Raw genomic sequence first — 15,232 nt, 5'->3', positions numbered from 1 at the left:
CCGCGCCCCTGAAAGCAAAAACCACCAGTGGGCCTTACATCACCGGGGCGGGTTCCCTTGCCAGGTCTGCCGCGCCTACCAGGCCCGCCTTGTTGCCGAGCTGGGCGGCGATGACGTCGGCCACCGGGCGCCAGTTGCCGCCGACGAGCCAGCGCTTGTAGGACTTGCGGATCGGGTCGAGGACCAGTTCGCCCTCGTCCGAGAGGCCGCCGCCGACGATGAACGCGGACGGGTCGAACAGCGAGGCCAGGTCGGCGAGACCGGCACCGGCCCAGCGGGCCAGCTCGCGGTAGGAGTCGACGGCCACCGGGTCGCCCTGGCGGGCGGCCATGGAGATGTGCTTGCCCTCGATGCCGTCGGGGGTGCCGTCGCCGAGGCCGAGCAGGATCTCGGCGTTCTCGGGGGTGGCGTTGGCGCGCTGCTTGGCGTAGCGCACCAGGGCGCGCCCGGAGGCGTACTGCTCCCAGCAGCCCTGCGAGCCGCAGCCGCACAGCAGGCCGTCCGGGACCATGCGGATGTGGCCGAACTCGGCGGCCACGCCGAAGTGGCCCCGGCGCAGCTTGTTGCCGATGATGATGCCGCCGCCGAGACCGGTGCCCAGCGTGATGCAGATGACGTTGCGGTGGCCCTTGCCCGCGCCGAACTTGTACTCGCCCCAGGCCGCCGCGTTGGCGTCGTTCTCCACGACCACGGGGAGGCCCACGCGGGCCTCGACCTCGTCCTTGAGCGGCTCCTGGCGCCAGTCGATGTTGGGCGCGAAGTACACGGTGGAGCGCTGGCGGTTCACGTAACCCGCCGCGCCGATGCCCACGCCGACGATGTCGTGTCCGGCACGCGCGCCCTCCACGGCCGAGGCGATGGCATCCACGATCGCCCCGGGCGTGCTGGGGGTCGGCACCTTGAAGGTCGAGAGGATGTTGCCTTCCTCGTCGACCACGCCGGCCGCGATCTTGGTGCCGCCGATGTCGACGCCGATGGTGAGTCCCATGAATCCCTCAGTTCCGGTCGAGCCCCGCTAGGGCCAACGGTACCCGAGCCCCTGTGGAGGGAGAGCTGTGGGAGCGCTTCAGTCCAGGTCGATGCGCTCTCCGGGGCCGGTGCCCGCGGGGCCGGGACCGTCGTCGCCGCCGTCGCCGGGAGTGCTCGCGGGACCGGCCGTCCAGCGGTGCTCCTGGGACTGGACGGCGGAGCGGTAGGCGGCGAGCAGTTCGGCACCGGCGTTGGCGAGATGGTCGAAGACGTCCGGATTGCGCTCGACCACCGGCTCGACGGCGGCCTTGGCCTGCTGGACGACCTGGCGCACCACCTGCTGGGCGGCGGGGCCCGCGACGGCACCGAGCAGCGGGGACTGGAGGCCGGACAGCTTGTCGGCCACCGTGTCCATCAGCTTGCGCAGCTCCTCGGCGGCGGAGCCGGGGGGCGGGCCCTGTTCGGCGCGGCGGCGGGCCTTCTCGGCGGCGAGGTCCTCGGCGGTGGCCGTGGCCCAGGCGTCGGCGTCGGCCGTCCGCTCCCCGGCGGGTGCCGCCGTCGGCTCCGGCTCGACAGGGTCGGGGGCGGGGTGCTCTTCGCTCATGGCGGACTCCTGACTACGGTTCGCGTTGTCGACGTTACCCGAACGGGGCACCCCGTTCACCGTCCCGTCTCATCGGCCGGGCTCATCGTCCGGTCGTCGGCCACAGCGCGGGGTCGGGGGCGAACCGTACGTCCAGGACGCCCTCGCGCAGCGCGGCACCGGCGACGGTGCAGCGGCGCAGGGCGGACGGCAGCGGGACGATGCGGTGGAACGGGCCCGCGCTGACGACGAGTTCGTCCCCGCGCCGGATCAGGTCCAGGCTCTCGCGCACGGCGCCGGGCAGCGGGAGCCGCCACACCAGGACGCCGTCCTCGGCGAGCCGGTCCGTCACGGACCACTCGACCGGGGCGGGCGCGGGGGTGACGGGGGGTACGGCGAGCGCGGCGAGGTCGTCGGCGCCCTGGGGGTCGCGGCCGAGGTGGCGGACGGGGCGTACGACGTGCTCCTCCTCCCACTCGTCCAGGGTCTTGCGCTGCTGGGCGAGGGGTCCGGCGAGCCAGGAGTCGGCGGGGGCGTCGGGCAGGACGCGGTTGGCGATCAGTGTCTCGGGGCGCAGTCCGCGCAGCGCGAGCCCGAGGGTGGCGTCCCGTACGGCCTCGGCTCCCGCGGGTCCGGGCTCGGCGACCAGGCGTACGGAGGTGCCCGGGTCCGCGAGGACGGCTTCCACGGCGGCCAGCTCCAGGTCCCAGCGGCCCGCGGTCTCGTACAGCCAGTCGGCGGGCATCGGCACCCCGGCGAGCCGTCCCAGCATCGGCCGCAGCGCGCGGGCCGCCTGCCGCTCGGGGGGCAGCAGCCTGCGCAGATAGCGGCGCAGTTCCTCGGGCAGCGCGAGCAGGGCGAGGGCCTGCGGCAGCGGCGGCAGGTCCACGACGAGCAGGTCGTACCGCTCGGACAGCGCGGCGTCCCGCAGCGCCCGCAGCAGCGACAGCTCCTCGGCGCCGGGCAGCGGGGTGACCTCCTCGGCGTCCAGCCGGGCGGCGCCGAGCAGGTCGAGCACGTTCGCGGCGCGGCCCTGGAACGCGGTCAGATCCTCCCGGAACCGCTCGGCCGCGTCCGGCCGCCAGGCGGTGAGCCGGTCACTCACCTCCACTGGAACGGCCCCCGTCGCACACCCCAGCGCGGTGCCGAGGGTGTCCGCCCGGTCGGCGCTGAGCACAAGCGTGCGGGTGCCCTCGCGGGCGGCGTGGAGCGCGGTGGCGGCGGCGACACTGGTACGCCCGCTGCCGCCCGGGCCCGTCATGAGGATGGTGCGCATAGAGGTGAACGCTAACGGACGCCTCCGGCGGGGTGCGGGGCGGCAGTTGACACCGGACGCCGTGTCAGCGGGCGACGACTGGGCCCCGGGGGCCCGACCACACGCCGTGGGCACTGGCCCCGAGGCCCGGCCCACCGAGCGCAGACCATGGGCGGCCGACGCCGTCGTCCCGTCGGGGGCCCTGCGGGCAGCGCCGGGCGCTCGCTGCGGGGCGCGGGCGCAGCTCACCGGATGGGCGCGGCCCACCAGGTGGGCACGGGCGGGCCAACGCCGTCGTCCCGCCCGGGGGCCCTGCGGGCAGCGCCGGGCACGGGCCGCCGGGCACGGGCGCGGCTCACCAGGTGGACGCGGGCCACCGGATAGGCGCAGGCGGCCCAACGCCGTCGTCCGCCCGGGGGCACCCTGCGGGCAGGCGCCGGGCGCGCGCCGCCAGGCACGGGCACGGCTCACCAGGTGGACGCGGGCCACCGGATCGGCGCGGGTCATCAAGTGGGTGCGGGCCACCGGCATGGACGCGGAGCACCGGGGCGGGGGCCAGTCCGCCAGGTTGCCGCGTGGCCATCAGGTCTGAGCGTCGGCCCACAGACGTAGGCGCGGGCCACCGGACAGCGGTGGACCACAGGGCGGGGCGCAGACCACTCGGGACGGGCAGAACCCCACCGATCGGCCACACTCCCCGTTCACAACGGGCGGGCTGCCGAGCGGACCCGGACCACCCGAAGGGCGACGGCCACCGCGCGCGAGCGCAACCCGACAGGCACCGGCGGATCCCACCAAGCTCGATGCGAGCGTGGGCCCAGCCCGCCAGGCTCGGTGTCAGGCGCCGGGTCCAGCCGGACTCGGGAAGATCGCGGGCGGGGTCAGGACCCCGTCTCGACCCGCTTCTTCAGGCCCGCCAGCGCGCGGTCGATGATGACCTTCTCCGCCTTGCGCTTGATCATGCCGAGCATGGGGATCTTGACGTCGACCGTGAGGCGGTAGGTGACCTCGGTGGCCGCTCCGGCGGGGGCCAGGACGTAGGTGCCGTCCAGGGAGCGGAGCATCTGGGACTTGACCAGGGTCCAGGAGACCTCGTGCTCGCCGGTCCAGGTGTAGGCGAGGGTCTGGTCGTCCTTGATGGCGCCCGCGTCCATGACGAGGCGGACCTGCTCGGCGCGGCCCCGCGGGTCGGCCGCCAGCACCTCCGCCTCCTTGACCTCGCCGGTCCAGTCGGGGTAGCGCGCGAAGTCGGCGATCACCGCCATGACGTCGGCCGGAGCCGCCTCGATCGTGATGCTCGAACTGGTGTGTTCCGCCATCGCCGTGGCTCCTCCAGATACCGGACCGAGATGAGGTTCTCGCGCGCGGGCTGCGCACGTATGTGCAGCCCGAAGGCTACCGCGCCGCCACCCCGCCACCTTCATCCCACCCGCCGGAACGCGCGATCCCCCGCCCCGCGCCCCCTCACCACTCCAGCGCCCACGGCCGCCCGCTCCCCGCGAAGTGCCCCACGTTCACGCACTCCGTGGAGCCGATCCGCATCCGGCGGGACAGCGGCTGGTGGACGTGGCCGAAGAGGGAGTAGCGGGGGCGGGTGCGGTGGATCGCGTCCAGGAGGGCCCGGCTGCCGCGTTCGAAGCGGCGGGCGACCGTGTCGTAGACCAGGTCGGGGACCTCCGGGGGGATGTGGGTGCACAGGACGTCCACCCCGGCGACCGCCTCGATCTTCGCCGCGTACTCCTCGTCGTCGATCTCGTACGGCGTCCGCATGGGCGTGCGCAGGCCGCCGCCGACGAAGCCGAAGGTGCGGCCCGCGATCTCGACGACCTCGCCGTCGAGCACGGTGGTGCCCTCCCCTGCGTACTCGCGCCACAGCGGCGGCATGTCGACGTTGCCGTAGGTGGCGTACGTAGGGGTGGGGAAGGCGGCGAACAGCTCGGCGTACTGGCGGCGCACCGCGGACTCGATCGCCGTACGCCGGTCCGTGCCGAGCCCCGCCCACAGCTCGGCACCGAAGGCGCGCGCCTCCTCGAAGCGGCGGGCGGTGCGCAGCTCGACGATGCGGTCGGCGTTGGCCGCGCCGAACAGGTCGGGGAAGATGCCGCGCGAGTGGTCGGCGTAGTCGAGGAAGAGGACGAGGTCACCGAGGCAGATCAGCGCGTCCGCGCCCTCTCCGGCGCGGGCCAGGTCCCGGGCGTTGCCGTGGACGTCGCTGACCACGTGGACGCGCGTGCGTGCCGTGCGGGCGGGCTTACGGGCAGGTGGAGAAGCCATGGCGATCAAGGGTAGGCGTGTGCGGTGTGCGTGAACAGTGCCGTCGCCGCCTGCGGTTACTCGCCCGTCGGTGGGCAGGTCGACTAGTCTGCGCGGAGCAACGCCATCCTGTGTGACGCAGCGAACATCTCGCCCGGCCCCCCTGTCGTAGACGCCATACCGACGGGTAACGTCCGGGCAGTCCAAGTCGTGCTCCGGTTCCCGCCAGGAGGGGCCCCGAGCACCGCCCGAGCCGTGGACCGCACCGTCGCATCACACAGTGTCGTGGCGCCGGCGCCCTATGAGGAGCAGCAGTCTTGCGCGAGTTCAGCCTTCCGGCCATGTACGAGGTCCCTTCGGACGGCAACCTCACGGACATCGTCCGGAGAAACGCCGCGCAGCACCCGGACGTCGCCGTGATCGCCCGCAAGTCCGGTGGCGTCTGGCAGGACGTGAGCGCCCGTCAGTTCCTCGCCGAGGTGCACACCGCCGCCAAGGGTCTGATCGCCGCCGGGGTGCAGCCGGGCGACCGGGTGGGCCTGATGTCCCGCACCCGCTACGAGTGGACCCTCCTGGACTTCGCGATCTGGAGCGCGGGCGCGGTCACCGTGCCGGTGTACGAGACCAGCTCGCCGGAGCAGGTGCGCTGGATCCTCTCCGACTCGGGCGCGACGGCCTGTGTCGTCGAGCTGGACACGCACGCGGCGGCCGTGGAGGCGGTGCGCGAGGAGCTGCCCGCGCTCAAGAACGTGTGGCAGATCGAGGCCGACGGCGTCGCGGAGCTGGGGCGGCTCGGCGCGGACGTGTCGGACGAGACCGTGCAGGAGCGCAGCTCGCTGGCCAAGGCCGACGACCCGGCCACCATCGTCTACACCAGCGGCACCACCGGGCGCCCGAAGGGCTGTGTGCTGACCCACCGCAGCTTCTTCGCCGAGTGCGGCAACATCGTCGAGCGGCTGCGCCCGCTGTTCCGTACCGGCGAGTGCTCGGTGCTGCTGTTCCTCCCGCTCGCGCATGTCTTCGGGCGCCTGGTGCAGGTCGCGCCGATGATGGCGCCGATCAAGCTGGGCTGCGTCCCGGACATCAAGAACCTCACCGACGAGCTGGCCTCGTTCCGTCCGACGATGGTCCTGGGCGTCCCGCGCGTCTTCGAGAAGGTCTACAACTCCGCGCGTGCCAAGGCGCAGGCGGACGGCAAGGGCGCGATCTTCGACAAGGCCGCGGACACCGCGATCGCCTACAGCAAGGCGCTGGACACCCCGGCGGGCCCCTCGCTGAAGCTGAAACTCAAGCACAAGGTCTTCGACAAGCTGGTCTACGGCAAGCTGCGCGCGGTGCTCGGCGGCCGGGGCGAGTACGCGATCTCGGGCGGCGCCCCGCTGGGCGAACGGCTCGGCCACTTCTTCCGCGGCATCGGCTTCACGGTCCTGGAGGGCTACGGCCTGACCGAGTCCTGCGCGGCGACGGCGTTCAACCCGTGGGACCGGCAGAAGATCGGCACGGTCGGCCAGCCGCTGCCCGGCTCGGTCGTGCGGATAGCGGACGACGGCGAGGTGCTGCTGCACGGCGAGCACCTGTTCAAGGAGTACTGGAACAACCCGGCCGCGACCGAGGAGGCGCTGGCCGACGGCTGGTTCCACACCGGTGACATCGGCACCCTCGACGAGGACGGCTACCTCCGCATCACCGGCCGCAAGAAGGAGATCATCGTCACGGCGGGCGGCAAGAACGTCGCCCCGGCGGTGATAGAGGACCGCATCCGGGCGCACGCGCTGGTCGCGGAGTGCATGGTGGTGGGCGACGGGCGCCCGTTCGTGGGCGCGCTGATCACCATCGACGAGGAGTTCCTGGGCCGCTGGGCCGCCGAGCACGGCAAGCCCGAGGGCTCCACCGCGGCCTCCCTGCGCGACGACCCGGACCTGATCGCGGCGGTCCAGAGCGCCGTGGACGACGGCAACGCGGCCGTCTCCAAGGCCGAGTCGGTCCGCAAGTTCCGCATCCTGCCGACCCAGTTCACCGAGGAGTCGGGCCACCTGACCCCGTCGCTGAAGCTGAAGCGGAACGTGGCGGCCAAGGACTTCGCGGACGAGATCGAGGCGATCTACGCGAAGTAGACCGCCCCTCGGGCGCGTTCTACAGCAGCTCCCGCAGCCGCTGGGCCAGCAGGTCCCACCGCCACTTCTCCTCGACCCAGGCGCGTCCGCGCTCGCCCATCCGGCGGCGCAGCCCCTCGTCGGCGAGAAGGGCGGTGATCCGCTCGGCGGCCTCCGCGGGCTCCCCGCCCCGCACGACCCAGCCGGTCTCGCCGTCGAGCACGGCGTCGGGCGCCCCGCCCGAGTCCCCGGCGACGACCGGGAGGCCGGTGGCGGACGCCTCCAGGTAGACGATGCCGAGCCCTTCGACGTCCAGGCCCCCACGCCGGGTGCGGCACGGCATGGCGAACACGTCCCCGGCGCCGTAGTGCGCGGGCAGCTCGGACCAGGGCACGGCGCCGGTGAAGCGCACGGCCTTCGAGACGCCCAACTCCCTTGTCAGACGGCGTAGTTCACGCTCATAGGGGCCACCGCCGACGATCAGCAGCACCGCGTCCGGCTCGGCGGCGAGGATGGCGGGCAGCGCCCGGATCAGGGTGTCCTGGCCCTTCCTCGGCACCAGCCGGGAGACGCACACCACGACCGGCCGGTCGGTGAGCCCGAGCCGGGCGCGCACCGCGTCGCCGCCGGAGCCGGGGTGGAAGGTCTTCTCGTCCACGCCCGGTGGCAGCTGGACCATCCGCGCGGCGGCCTCGGGGCTGAGCGCGTCCGCGATCCGTGAGCGGGTGTACTCGCCCAGGTAGGTGATCGTGTCCGTGGCGTCCCCGATCCGGCGCAGCAGCTGCCGGGCGGCGGGCAGCTGGGCCCAGCCCGCCTCGTGGCCGTGGGTGGTCGCCACCAGGCGCCCGGCACCGGCGCGGCGCAGCGCGGGCGCCATCAGACCGAGCGGTGCCGCCGCCCCGAACCACACCGAGGTGCAGCCGTGCTCCCGCAGCAGTTCCACGGCCCGCCGGGTCGCTCCCGGGGTGGGCAGCAGCATGGTCGTACGGTCGCGTACGACGGTGAAAGGCTGCTCGGCGTCGAAGGCGGCGGTCGCCTCGGCACCCTCCCGGCCGCGCTTCCAGGTGGAGGCGTAGACGACAATGCGGTCGGGGTCCAGGCGCAGCGCCATGTTGTGCAGGAACGCCTGGATGCCGCCGGGGCGGGGCGGAAAGTCGTTGGTCACGATCAGGGTCTTGTGCATCGCCGCCGACATTACCGGGCCGCCCGGACCCGTTCGCCCGGCCGGGTTCCGGCCCCGGCGGAGTCGGTGGCCGGGGTACAGCCGTAAAGGACATCATGAGTCTTCCGACGCGCGGCACGCGCGCCATGCGTACGGCCCGCAACCGACCGGCAGGGGATCACGTGGACACCAAGGGCGCCCGGCGCTTCCCGGCGGCACCGGCGGCCCTGTGGGCGGTGACCCGCGCCGTGCTGCTGCTGTGCGTGTTCAAGGTGTACGTCTTCCCGGGCCCGGACGTCACCTCGGACGTGTCCGTGATCTACCGGGGCTGGTACGAGGTCCTGCGTCAAGGAACGTTTCCCCTGGACGACGTGACCTGGCAGTACCCGCCCGCCGCCGCGCTCGCGATCCTCTCCCCCGCGCTGCTGCCCTTCCTGGACTACCCGACCGCCTTCTACGTCCTGGCCTGCGCCGCCGACCTGGTGGTGCTCGTCCTGCTGTGGCGCACGGGCGGGCGTCCTGGGCGCTCCCGGCGCGGCCTGTGGGCCTGGACCGCCGGTGTCCCGCTGCTCGGCCCCACGGTCTACGCCCGCTACGACCTGATGGTGACCGCCGTCGCCGTGGCCGCGCTGCTCACGGCCGCCCGGCATCCCCGGGTGATGGGCGCGCTGACCGCCCTCGGCGCGCTGGTGAAGGTGTGGCCCGCGCTGCTGCTCGTGGGCTCCTTCCGGCGCCGTGCCTGGGGTGCGGCGGCGGTCACCGCGGCCGGGCTCGCGGCGGTGTTCGCGGTGTCGATGCCGGGCGCGTTCGCGTTCCTGACCTTCCAGCGGGACCGGGGCACCGAGGTGGAGTCGCTGGGCGCGCTGGTCTTCCATGTGGCCCGGCACTTCGGCTGGGAGGGCCAGGTGCTGCTGAACTACGGCTCGATCGAGTTCCTGGGCCCGTACGTGGACGTGGTGAGCACGGCCGCGCTCGTGCTGACCGGGGCCGCGTTCGGCTGGCTGGTGATCTGGCGGTTGCGGGTGACCCGCCGGGGCCCGGCCACGCTCGCGGAGGCCGCGTTCACCGCGGTGCTGCTGTTCACGGTCACCAGCCGGGTGATCAGCCCGCAGTACCTGGTGTGGCTGATCGGCCTGGCCGCCGTCTGTCTGACGTACCGTTCCTCCCGCATGGGTCTCCCGGCCGTGCTGGTGCTCGCGGCCTCGCTGGTGACGGTCCTGGAGTTCCCGCTCGGCTTCGTGCACGTGGTGACCAGCGACTGGTACGGCGTCACGCTGATGTTCGTGCGCAACGGGCTGCTGGTCGCCGCCACCTTCTCGGCGGGCCGTCGGCTGTGGCGCTCCACGGTGCCTCCGGCGCCCGCCGCGTCGGTCCCGCCGCAGGCCGCCCGGGCCGACGAGACGCCGGTCAGCTCCTGACCGCGAGCTCGCGGCGGGCTCAGGTCAGCTGGTCGCGGGTGTAGCGCCGCCACTGGGCGGTGAACTCGGCGGGCGTGGTGCCGAGCACCCGCTTGAGCGCGTTCTCGACCGCGCCGGTGCGCCGTCCGTGGGCGCCGACGGCGCGGTAGAAGGCGCGCAGCCGGGGCTCGCCCCAGCGGTCGGCGATCATCCGGCAGGCCAGCCAGCCCGCCTCGTAGGACTGGGCGAGCCGGGTGGGGTCGCTGGTGAAGCCGAAGTCGCGGTCGGCGGGGAGCGCGTCCGGGGGGTGGCCCGCGCGCACGGCGCGGGCGAGTTCGGGGGCGATCTCGGTGGGGGTGCGGCCGGTGCCGAGGTAGCCGGTCCAGTCGGCGCAGCCCTCGGAGAGCCACAGCGGGGTGGCCGCCGTGGTGGCGGCGCGGGTGGCGACATGAGTGGTCTCGTGGGTGAGCACGACCTGCTTGCCGAGGTCCCCGAGCGCGCCGTACGCCTCCGGGTTGACGATCACCCGGTCCGCCGGGGTGTCCTTGGCGCCGCCGGTCTCGGCGGTGGTGACGGCGGCGATCCCCTGGTACTCGGCGGCGGGCGAGCCGAGCAGCGCCGCCATGTCGTCCAGGGTGTGCGGGACGACCACCACGACCCGGCGCGCCCAGCCGCTCCCCCAGGCCCCGGTGACGGCCGGTACGGCGCGGTCGGCGAGGCGGGCGTACTCGCGCAGCTCGGCGGCGGAGCGTCCGGTGCCGAGTACCAGGCTGTGGGTGCCCTGGACGGCGGTGACGGTGCCCTCGTCCCACAGCTGGCGTCCGGCGGAGCGGGCGGGGGCGTCGGCGGTGACGTACCAGCCGCCGTCGGCGGTGCGGTCCAGGGTGAGGGTGCGGCGGGCGACGGCGGGGGCGGTGTCGTAGCCCGCGATGCGGTAGCGCAGTTCGGCGTCCGCGGCGGCCCCGGTGCCGGTGGGGTGGACGGCGGTGACCTGGTAGGCCCAGGAGGCGAGCGGGAGGGCGCGCAGCCGGGGGTAGGCGGTGCGGGTGCCGGTCGCGGCCCAGCCGTGTTCGTCGTGGCCGAGCAGGGCGGTGGCGCGGCGGTCCAGGAGGCGCTGCACCTGGGCCTTGGCGGTGTCGCCGGGGGCGGGCGCGACGCAGCCGGCGAGCGGCAGAGCGAGCGCCGCCGCCATGACGCTCCACACCCGTGCCCGGCCGGCCATCGTCCGATCGTAGAGGGTGGGGAGCACCGGGGGCTCAGGGCCGGGTCACCCAGGAGACGGGCATCATGCCGACCGGGTCGAAGCGCACGGCGGCGCCGGGGTGCGGGGCGTGGACGACCTGGCCGTGGCCGACGTACATCGCGACATGGCTGGCGTCGGCGCGGTAGAAGACCAGGTCGCCGGGGCGGGCCTCGGCGAGGGAGACGCGGCGGCCCGCGAAGCGCTGTTCCTGGGAGGTGCGCGGGAGCTGGATGCCCGCGTGGGCGTAGGCCCACTGCATGAGGCCCGAGCAGTCGAAGGAGGAGGGTCCGGTGGCGCCCCACACGTAGGGGCGGCCGAGGGCGGAGCGGGCGGCGGCGAGCGCGGCGGCGGCCCGGGTGCCGGGGGCGCCCGTCCCCAGGAGGGCGTCGAGCCCGGGGCGTCCGGAGCGGCCCGCGCGGTCGTAGGCGGCGCGTTCGGAGGCGGGCAGGGAGTCGAACAGGCGCCGGGCGGCGGCGAGTTTGGCGCGCACGATGCGCTTGTGCCGGGCGACGGCCGCGCGACCGCGTTCGAGGTCGGCGAGTTTCCCGGCGGCCTCGGCGCGCTCCTGGGCGACCTCGCGCAGGGTGGTGCGCAGTTCGCGCAGCTGTCCGGCCTGGCGGGTGCCGACCCGGTCCAGGACGGATGCCTGGTCGAGATAGTGCTCGGGGCGGGCGGAGAGGAACAGGGCGACGGACGGGTCGAGACCGCCGGAGCGGTACTCGGCCCCGGCGAGCGAACCCAGCTGCTCCCGCAGGTCGTTGATCTTCTGCTGGTCGCGTGCGAGGCGGTCCTGGGCGTGGTGGACCTCGCGGCGCAGGGCGTCGGCGCGCTCGTCGGCCCGGTCGTAGTCCTCGGTGGCCCGCTCGGCCTCCGCGTAGAGCCGGTCCAGTTCGGCCCGGGGGCTCGGGTGCGGGCTCGCGTGGGCCGGTACGGCGCCGAGCGCGGCGGCCGTGGCCGACAGCACGCACAGGGCGGCGGTGCCCCGGTCGCATCCGGTGGTGGCGAGGCGGCGATGGGCCCCCACGGCAGTCCTTCCGCTGGCGGACATGACCGTTTCCCGGGCACCGGGGACGAAGAGGCCCGCGACGCCGGGGAAACGCGCCAGACCATAACCGCCCGGCGGGGCGGCGGCCAAAGACCTCGGGGGACACGCACGGTGACGCCCCGCCACCGACGCAGGTCAGGGGCGGGGCGCGGGGTCGCCGGGCGGCGGGGTGATTCGCCCGTTCGGAGGGCTCGTCAGACGCGGACGCCGAACATGAACGGGCCGCCGATGGTGCTCATCGACTCGTAGCGCACGACCGTGCCGGTGCGCGGGGCGTGCAGGACCTGGCCGTTGCCCGCGTAGAGACCGACGTGGTGGATGTCGTTGAAGAAGAACACCAGGTCACCGACCTGGAGGTCGTTCACCGAGGTGATGCGGGTGCCGATGTTGGCCTGCTGCTCGGAGGTGCGCGGGATGGTGACACCGGCCTGGGCGTAGGCCCACGAGGTCAGACCCGAGCAGTCGAAGGAGGAGGGGCCGGTGGCGCCGTAGACGTACGGCTTGCCTATCTGGCTCTGGGCGGCGGAGAACGCGGCGCCCGCGAAGCCGGAGCCCTTGACGTTGCCGCCCAGCTGGACGCGCTCGGCGGAGGAGCGGTCGGCGCGCGCCTGCTTCTCGGCGAGTTCCTGCTTCTCCTTGGCCGTCAGCGTGTTGAGCAGCTTCTGGGCCTCGGCGAGCTTGCCCTGGACTTCCTGCTTCTTCTTGCCCAGCTCAGTGCGGGTGGAGGCGAGGTCCTTGAGCTTCTCGCTGGCCTCGGCGCGTTCCTGGGCGAGTTCGCGCTGCTTGTCCTGGATCTTCTTCAGACCCTCGACCTGCTGGGCGCTCAACTGGTCCATCGTGGACGCCTTGTCGAGATAGTCGTCCGGGTCCGAGGAGAGGAAGAGCTGGACGGAGGGGTCGAGGCCGCCCGAGCGGTACTGGGCGGTGGCCATCGAACCCAGGCCGTCGCGCAGCTTGTTGAGGTCCTGCTGACCGCGCGCGACGTTGTCCTGGATGGTGGAGATCTCCTTCTGGAGCTTCTCCTGCTTCTCCTTGGCACCGTTGTACTTCTCGGTGGCCTGCTCGGCCTCCTCGTAGAGCTTGTCGACCTTCGCCTTGACCTCGCTCTTGCCGAGCTTCTCGGTCGGGGCCGCGTTGGCCGCGTTCGCGCTCAGCGCGACAGCGGCGGCGGCTGCTGCGGTCAGCACGGTGACACGCGTGCGGTTCGGCTGCTTGGGTCGACGGTGGGACGCCACGGAGTTGGAACTCCTTCTTGTGAGTGATCACCCGCTAGGAGGTTCGAGCCCTGACCCTAGTGACCTCGTCGTGATCAGTTCAAATCCTCACAGCAAAAAATCCAAACCTGCCATGCATTTTTTGCACTCAACTCACAAGAAGTGACGCATGTTTGACCGTACGTCGTGCAGCTTTGCCCTCAATTCGGACAAGCAGTGCGCTCGTTACCCTTAAGGCGCCTTTCAGGACAGTCGCTTGAGAAGTACCGCAGAGGCCACGGGGCGGGCACCGGAACGCGCGACTCCGTCGGCGACCTCGCGATCGGTGGAGGCCACGATCACCGGGCGGCCCGGCGGTTCGGCCCGGACCAACTGACGGATCAGCTCGTCGGCGGTGACGCCCGGCTTGGAGAACAGCACCCGCACCCCGCGCGGCGGCGCCAGCAGCACCGGCGCGGCCAGTTCGGCGCCGTCGAAGACGCAGGTGACCTCCGCGCCGGTCTGCGCGGCGAGCGCGGAGAGCTGGCCGAGGAGCCTGAGGCGCTGCTTCTCCAGGGGCATCTGGGGATAGCCGGTCTTGGTGACGTTGTAGCCGTCGACCACCAGATGTGCCTGCGGCAGCGCGAGCAGCTGGTCCAGGATCGCCGGGTCGTGCTCGGACAGGGCGCGGGCCGCGATGTCCTTCGGGGTCATCCGGCCCGGCTCCACCGCGTCCACGGTCTCGGCCGGGCGCACGGAGACCGGCGGCAGCGCCAGCTCCCGGCGCAGCCCCTGGGCCGACTCCAGCACGGTGTCCAGGAGCAGCCGTACCCGCATGTCCTCCACGCTGCGGCCCTCGCGAGCAGCCCGGCGGGTGGCCTCCAGGGCCGCCTCCGCCTCACCGAGCCGGGCCTTCAGGCGCCGGGACTCGCTCTCGGCGGCCGACACCCGGGTCTGCGCCTCGGCGCGCGCCGCGTCGGTCTCGGCCCGCGCCTTGCGCAGCGCGGCCTCCCCGCGCTTGATGTCGCTGAGCGCCGAACGCAGCTTGCGGTGCGCCGACTCGGCGTCCTTGCGGGCCGAGTCCAGCTCGGCGCGCAGCCGTTCGGTCTCGGTGCGGGTGTGTTCGCGGGCGTGCGCCAACTCCTCGCGCAGCCGCTCCAGTTCGGCCCGGCTCTCCTCGTCGGCCCGCTCCGCGTCCGCGCGCTGGGCCTCCTCACCGGCCGCCGTGACCAGCTTGACCCAGCCCACCGGGCGCAGCACATAGGCCGCAGCCGCCACGTCGAGCGGGTCCGCGGCCGGGGGCGGCGAGCCGGAGTCGAGGGCACCGGACAGCTCCGGCTGCGCCTCTCTGTAGCGTTCCCCGACCCGCTGGCGGAACAGCCGGTCCGTCTCCAGGGCGGCGGCCATCGCGTTCCCGGCGAACTTGGCCCGCCGGTTCGGGGCGAAGCGGGCGTACTGCCGCAGCTGGGCGGGCAGTTCGGCCATGGTCAGCGAGCCGAAGGCGTCCGAGACGATCTGGACGACCCGTCGGCGCACGCCGTCGGGCAGCGGACGGTCAAGCACCTCGGCGGTGCCGTCGTCCGGCCCCCCGCCCCCGGTCTCCACCATCCGTCACACCCCAATGCCTCTGCTGTCGTCGCGGCCCGCTCCGCTCAGGAGCCGGCGCCCGGCCTGTCCACGAGTTCCACCTGATCCACCGCGTTGCACCAGCGGCAGCGGACCGACTCGATGGTCTCACTGACCACCTCACGCTCCTCGACGGCGGGTTCCCCGGCGAGGTCGAGGTGGACGTACTCGACGACCTTGGAGGAGCGGGTCACGTCGAAGCGGGTGAGGTTGCCGCAGAGAGTGCAGCGCCATCGCGTCGTGGCGGTCGGCAGGGGAACCGTCATCGTGGCTGTTCGCTTCCTTCTCGGGTCGGGTGCGCGCCGTTCACCGACACGTGTGGCACGTAACCCTACGGCCTGCGGGGCATCCGTCGCCCGTCCGCCCATGGCGGCGAGGCGGTGTGTACCAGTGCGTCCGGTTACGTCATGCTC

Annotated in this window: 13 protein-coding genes; 2 read left to right on the top strand and 11 right to left on the bottom strand. The window is 73.4% G+C overall.

The window, feature by feature from the left end:
- Positions 1 to 34: 34 nt before the first annotated feature.
- From B079_RS0109515 to B079_RS0109495, 5 genes are all read right to left on the bottom strand, one after another.
- Complete coding sequence (locus B079_RS0109515; RefSeq protein ID WP_018545559.1) at positions 35 to 988, bottom strand: ROK family glucokinase; 954 nt, start codon at positions 986 to 988, stop codon at positions 35 to 37.
- A 78-nt stretch (positions 989 to 1,066) separates the two neighbouring features.
- On the bottom strand, positions 1,067 to 1,573 hold the full coding sequence (locus B079_RS0109510; protein WP_018545558.1) for a DUF5304 domain-containing protein: 507 nt from the start codon (positions 1,571 to 1,573) through the stop codon (positions 1,067 to 1,069).
- 82 nt (positions 1,574 to 1,655) lie between these two features.
- A complete protein-coding gene (locus B079_RS0109505; protein ID WP_018545557.1) occupies positions 1,656 to 2,828 on the bottom strand; it encodes an ArsA family ATPase in 1,173 nt (390 codons plus the stop codon).
- Between the two features lie 860 nt (positions 2,829 to 3,688).
- Entirely contained in the window at positions 3,689 to 4,126 is a 438-nt protein-coding gene (locus B079_RS0109500; RefSeq protein ID WP_018545556.1) for an SRPBCC family protein, read from the bottom strand.
- Between the two features lie 145 nt (positions 4,127 to 4,271).
- Positions 4,272 to 5,081: a metallophosphoesterase family protein gene (locus B079_RS0109495; RefSeq protein WP_078495889.1), complete on the bottom strand. Its 810-nt coding sequence runs from the start codon at positions 5,079 to 5,081 to the stop codon at positions 4,272 to 4,274.
- Positions 5,082 to 5,377: 296 nt separating this feature from the next.
- On the opposite strand from B079_RS0109495, the gene B079_RS0109490 reads away from it, so the two are divergent.
- A complete protein-coding gene (locus B079_RS0109490) occupies positions 5,378 to 7,174 on the top strand; it encodes an AMP-dependent synthetase/ligase (RefSeq protein WP_026248516.1) in 1,797 nt (598 codons plus the stop codon).
- Between the two features lie 19 nt (positions 7,175 to 7,193).
- Here the strand turns inward: B079_RS0109490 and B079_RS0109485 are convergent, their stop codons facing one another.
- The gene (locus tag B079_RS0109485; protein WP_026248515.1) at positions 7,194 to 8,336 is read right to left on the bottom strand and encodes a glycosyltransferase family 4 protein; all 1,143 of its coding nucleotides are present in this window, start codon (positions 8,334 to 8,336) and stop codon (positions 7,194 to 7,196) included.
- A 161-nt stretch (positions 8,337 to 8,497) separates the two neighbouring features.
- Here B079_RS0109485 and B079_RS0109480 point away from each other — a divergent pair, with 161 nt between their 5' ends.
- On the top strand, positions 8,498 to 9,733 hold the full coding sequence (locus B079_RS0109480) for a glycosyltransferase family 87 protein (RefSeq protein WP_018545552.1): 1,236 nt from the start codon (positions 8,498 to 8,500) through the stop codon (positions 9,731 to 9,733).
- Positions 9,734 to 9,752: 19 nt separating this feature from the next.
- Here the strand turns inward: B079_RS0109480 and B079_RS0109475 are convergent, their stop codons facing one another.
- From B079_RS0109475 to B079_RS0109455, 5 genes are all read right to left on the bottom strand, one after another.
- Entirely contained in the window at positions 9,753 to 10,934 is a 1,182-nt protein-coding gene (locus B079_RS0109475; RefSeq protein WP_420705762.1) for a hypothetical protein, read from the bottom strand.
- Between the two features lie 34 nt (positions 10,935 to 10,968).
- A complete protein-coding gene (locus B079_RS0109470; RefSeq protein ID WP_018545550.1) occupies positions 10,969 to 11,979 on the bottom strand; it encodes a C40 family peptidase in 1,011 nt (336 codons plus the stop codon).
- A 215-nt stretch (positions 11,980 to 12,194) separates the two neighbouring features.
- Positions 12,195 to 13,235 (bottom strand): NlpC/P60 family protein, encoded by a 1,041-nt coding sequence (locus B079_RS0109465; protein ID WP_018545549.1) that lies wholly within the window; start codon positions 13,233 to 13,235, stop codon positions 12,195 to 12,197.
- Between the two features lie 222 nt (positions 13,236 to 13,457).
- Complete coding sequence (locus B079_RS0109460) at positions 13,458 to 14,801, bottom strand: NYN domain-containing protein (protein ID WP_018545548.1); 1,344 nt, start codon at positions 14,799 to 14,801, stop codon at positions 13,458 to 13,460.
- Between the two features lie 44 nt (positions 14,802 to 14,845).
- Positions 14,846 to 15,085 carry a hypothetical protein gene (locus B079_RS0109455; RefSeq protein ID WP_018545547.1) on the bottom strand — a complete coding sequence of 80 codons (240 nt, stop codon included), beginning with the start codon at positions 15,083 to 15,085 and terminating at the stop codon, positions 14,846 to 14,848.
- Between the last annotated feature and the right edge of the window lie 147 nt (positions 15,086 to 15,232).

Origin of the sequence: Streptomyces sp. LaPpAH-108 (assembly GCF_000373625.1) — a bacterium.
GTDB lineage: Bacteria > Actinomycetota > Actinomycetes > Streptomycetales > Streptomycetaceae > Streptomyces.
This window is presented reverse-complemented; position numbering and strand designations above follow the sequence as displayed.

Coding starts and splice junctions, on each gene's coding strand:
- B079_RS0109515 (WP_018545559.1), bottom strand. CDS start 988: ATGGGACTCACCATCGGCGTCGACATCGGCGGCACCAAGATCGCGGCC.
- B079_RS0109510 (WP_018545558.1), bottom strand. CDS start 1,573: ATGAGCGAAGAGCACCCCGCCCCCGACCCTGTCGAGCCGGAGCCGACG.
- B079_RS0109505 (WP_018545557.1), bottom strand. CDS start 2,828: ATGCGCACCATCCTCATGACGGGCCCGGGCGGCAGCGGGCGTACCAGT.
- B079_RS0109500 (WP_018545556.1), bottom strand. CDS start 4,126: ATGGCGGAACACACCAGTTCGAGCATCACGATCGAGGCGGCTCCGGCC.
- B079_RS0109495 (WP_078495889.1), bottom strand. CDS start 5,081: ATGGCTTCTCCACCTGCCCGTAAGCCCGCCCGCACGGCACGCACGCGC.
- B079_RS0109485 (WP_026248515.1), bottom strand. CDS start 8,336: ATGCACAAGACCCTGATCGTGACCAACGACTTTCCGCCCCGCCCCGGC.
- B079_RS0109475 (WP_420705762.1), bottom strand. CDS start 10,934: ATGGCCGGCCGGGCACGGGTGTGGAGCGTCATGGCGGCGGCGCTCGCT.
- B079_RS0109460 (WP_018545548.1), bottom strand. CDS start 14,801: ATGGTGGAGACCGGGGGCGGGGGGCCGGACGACGGCACCGCCGAGGTG.
- B079_RS0109455 (WP_018545547.1), bottom strand. CDS start 15,085: ATGACGGTTCCCCTGCCGACCGCCACGACGCGATGGCGCTGCACTCTC.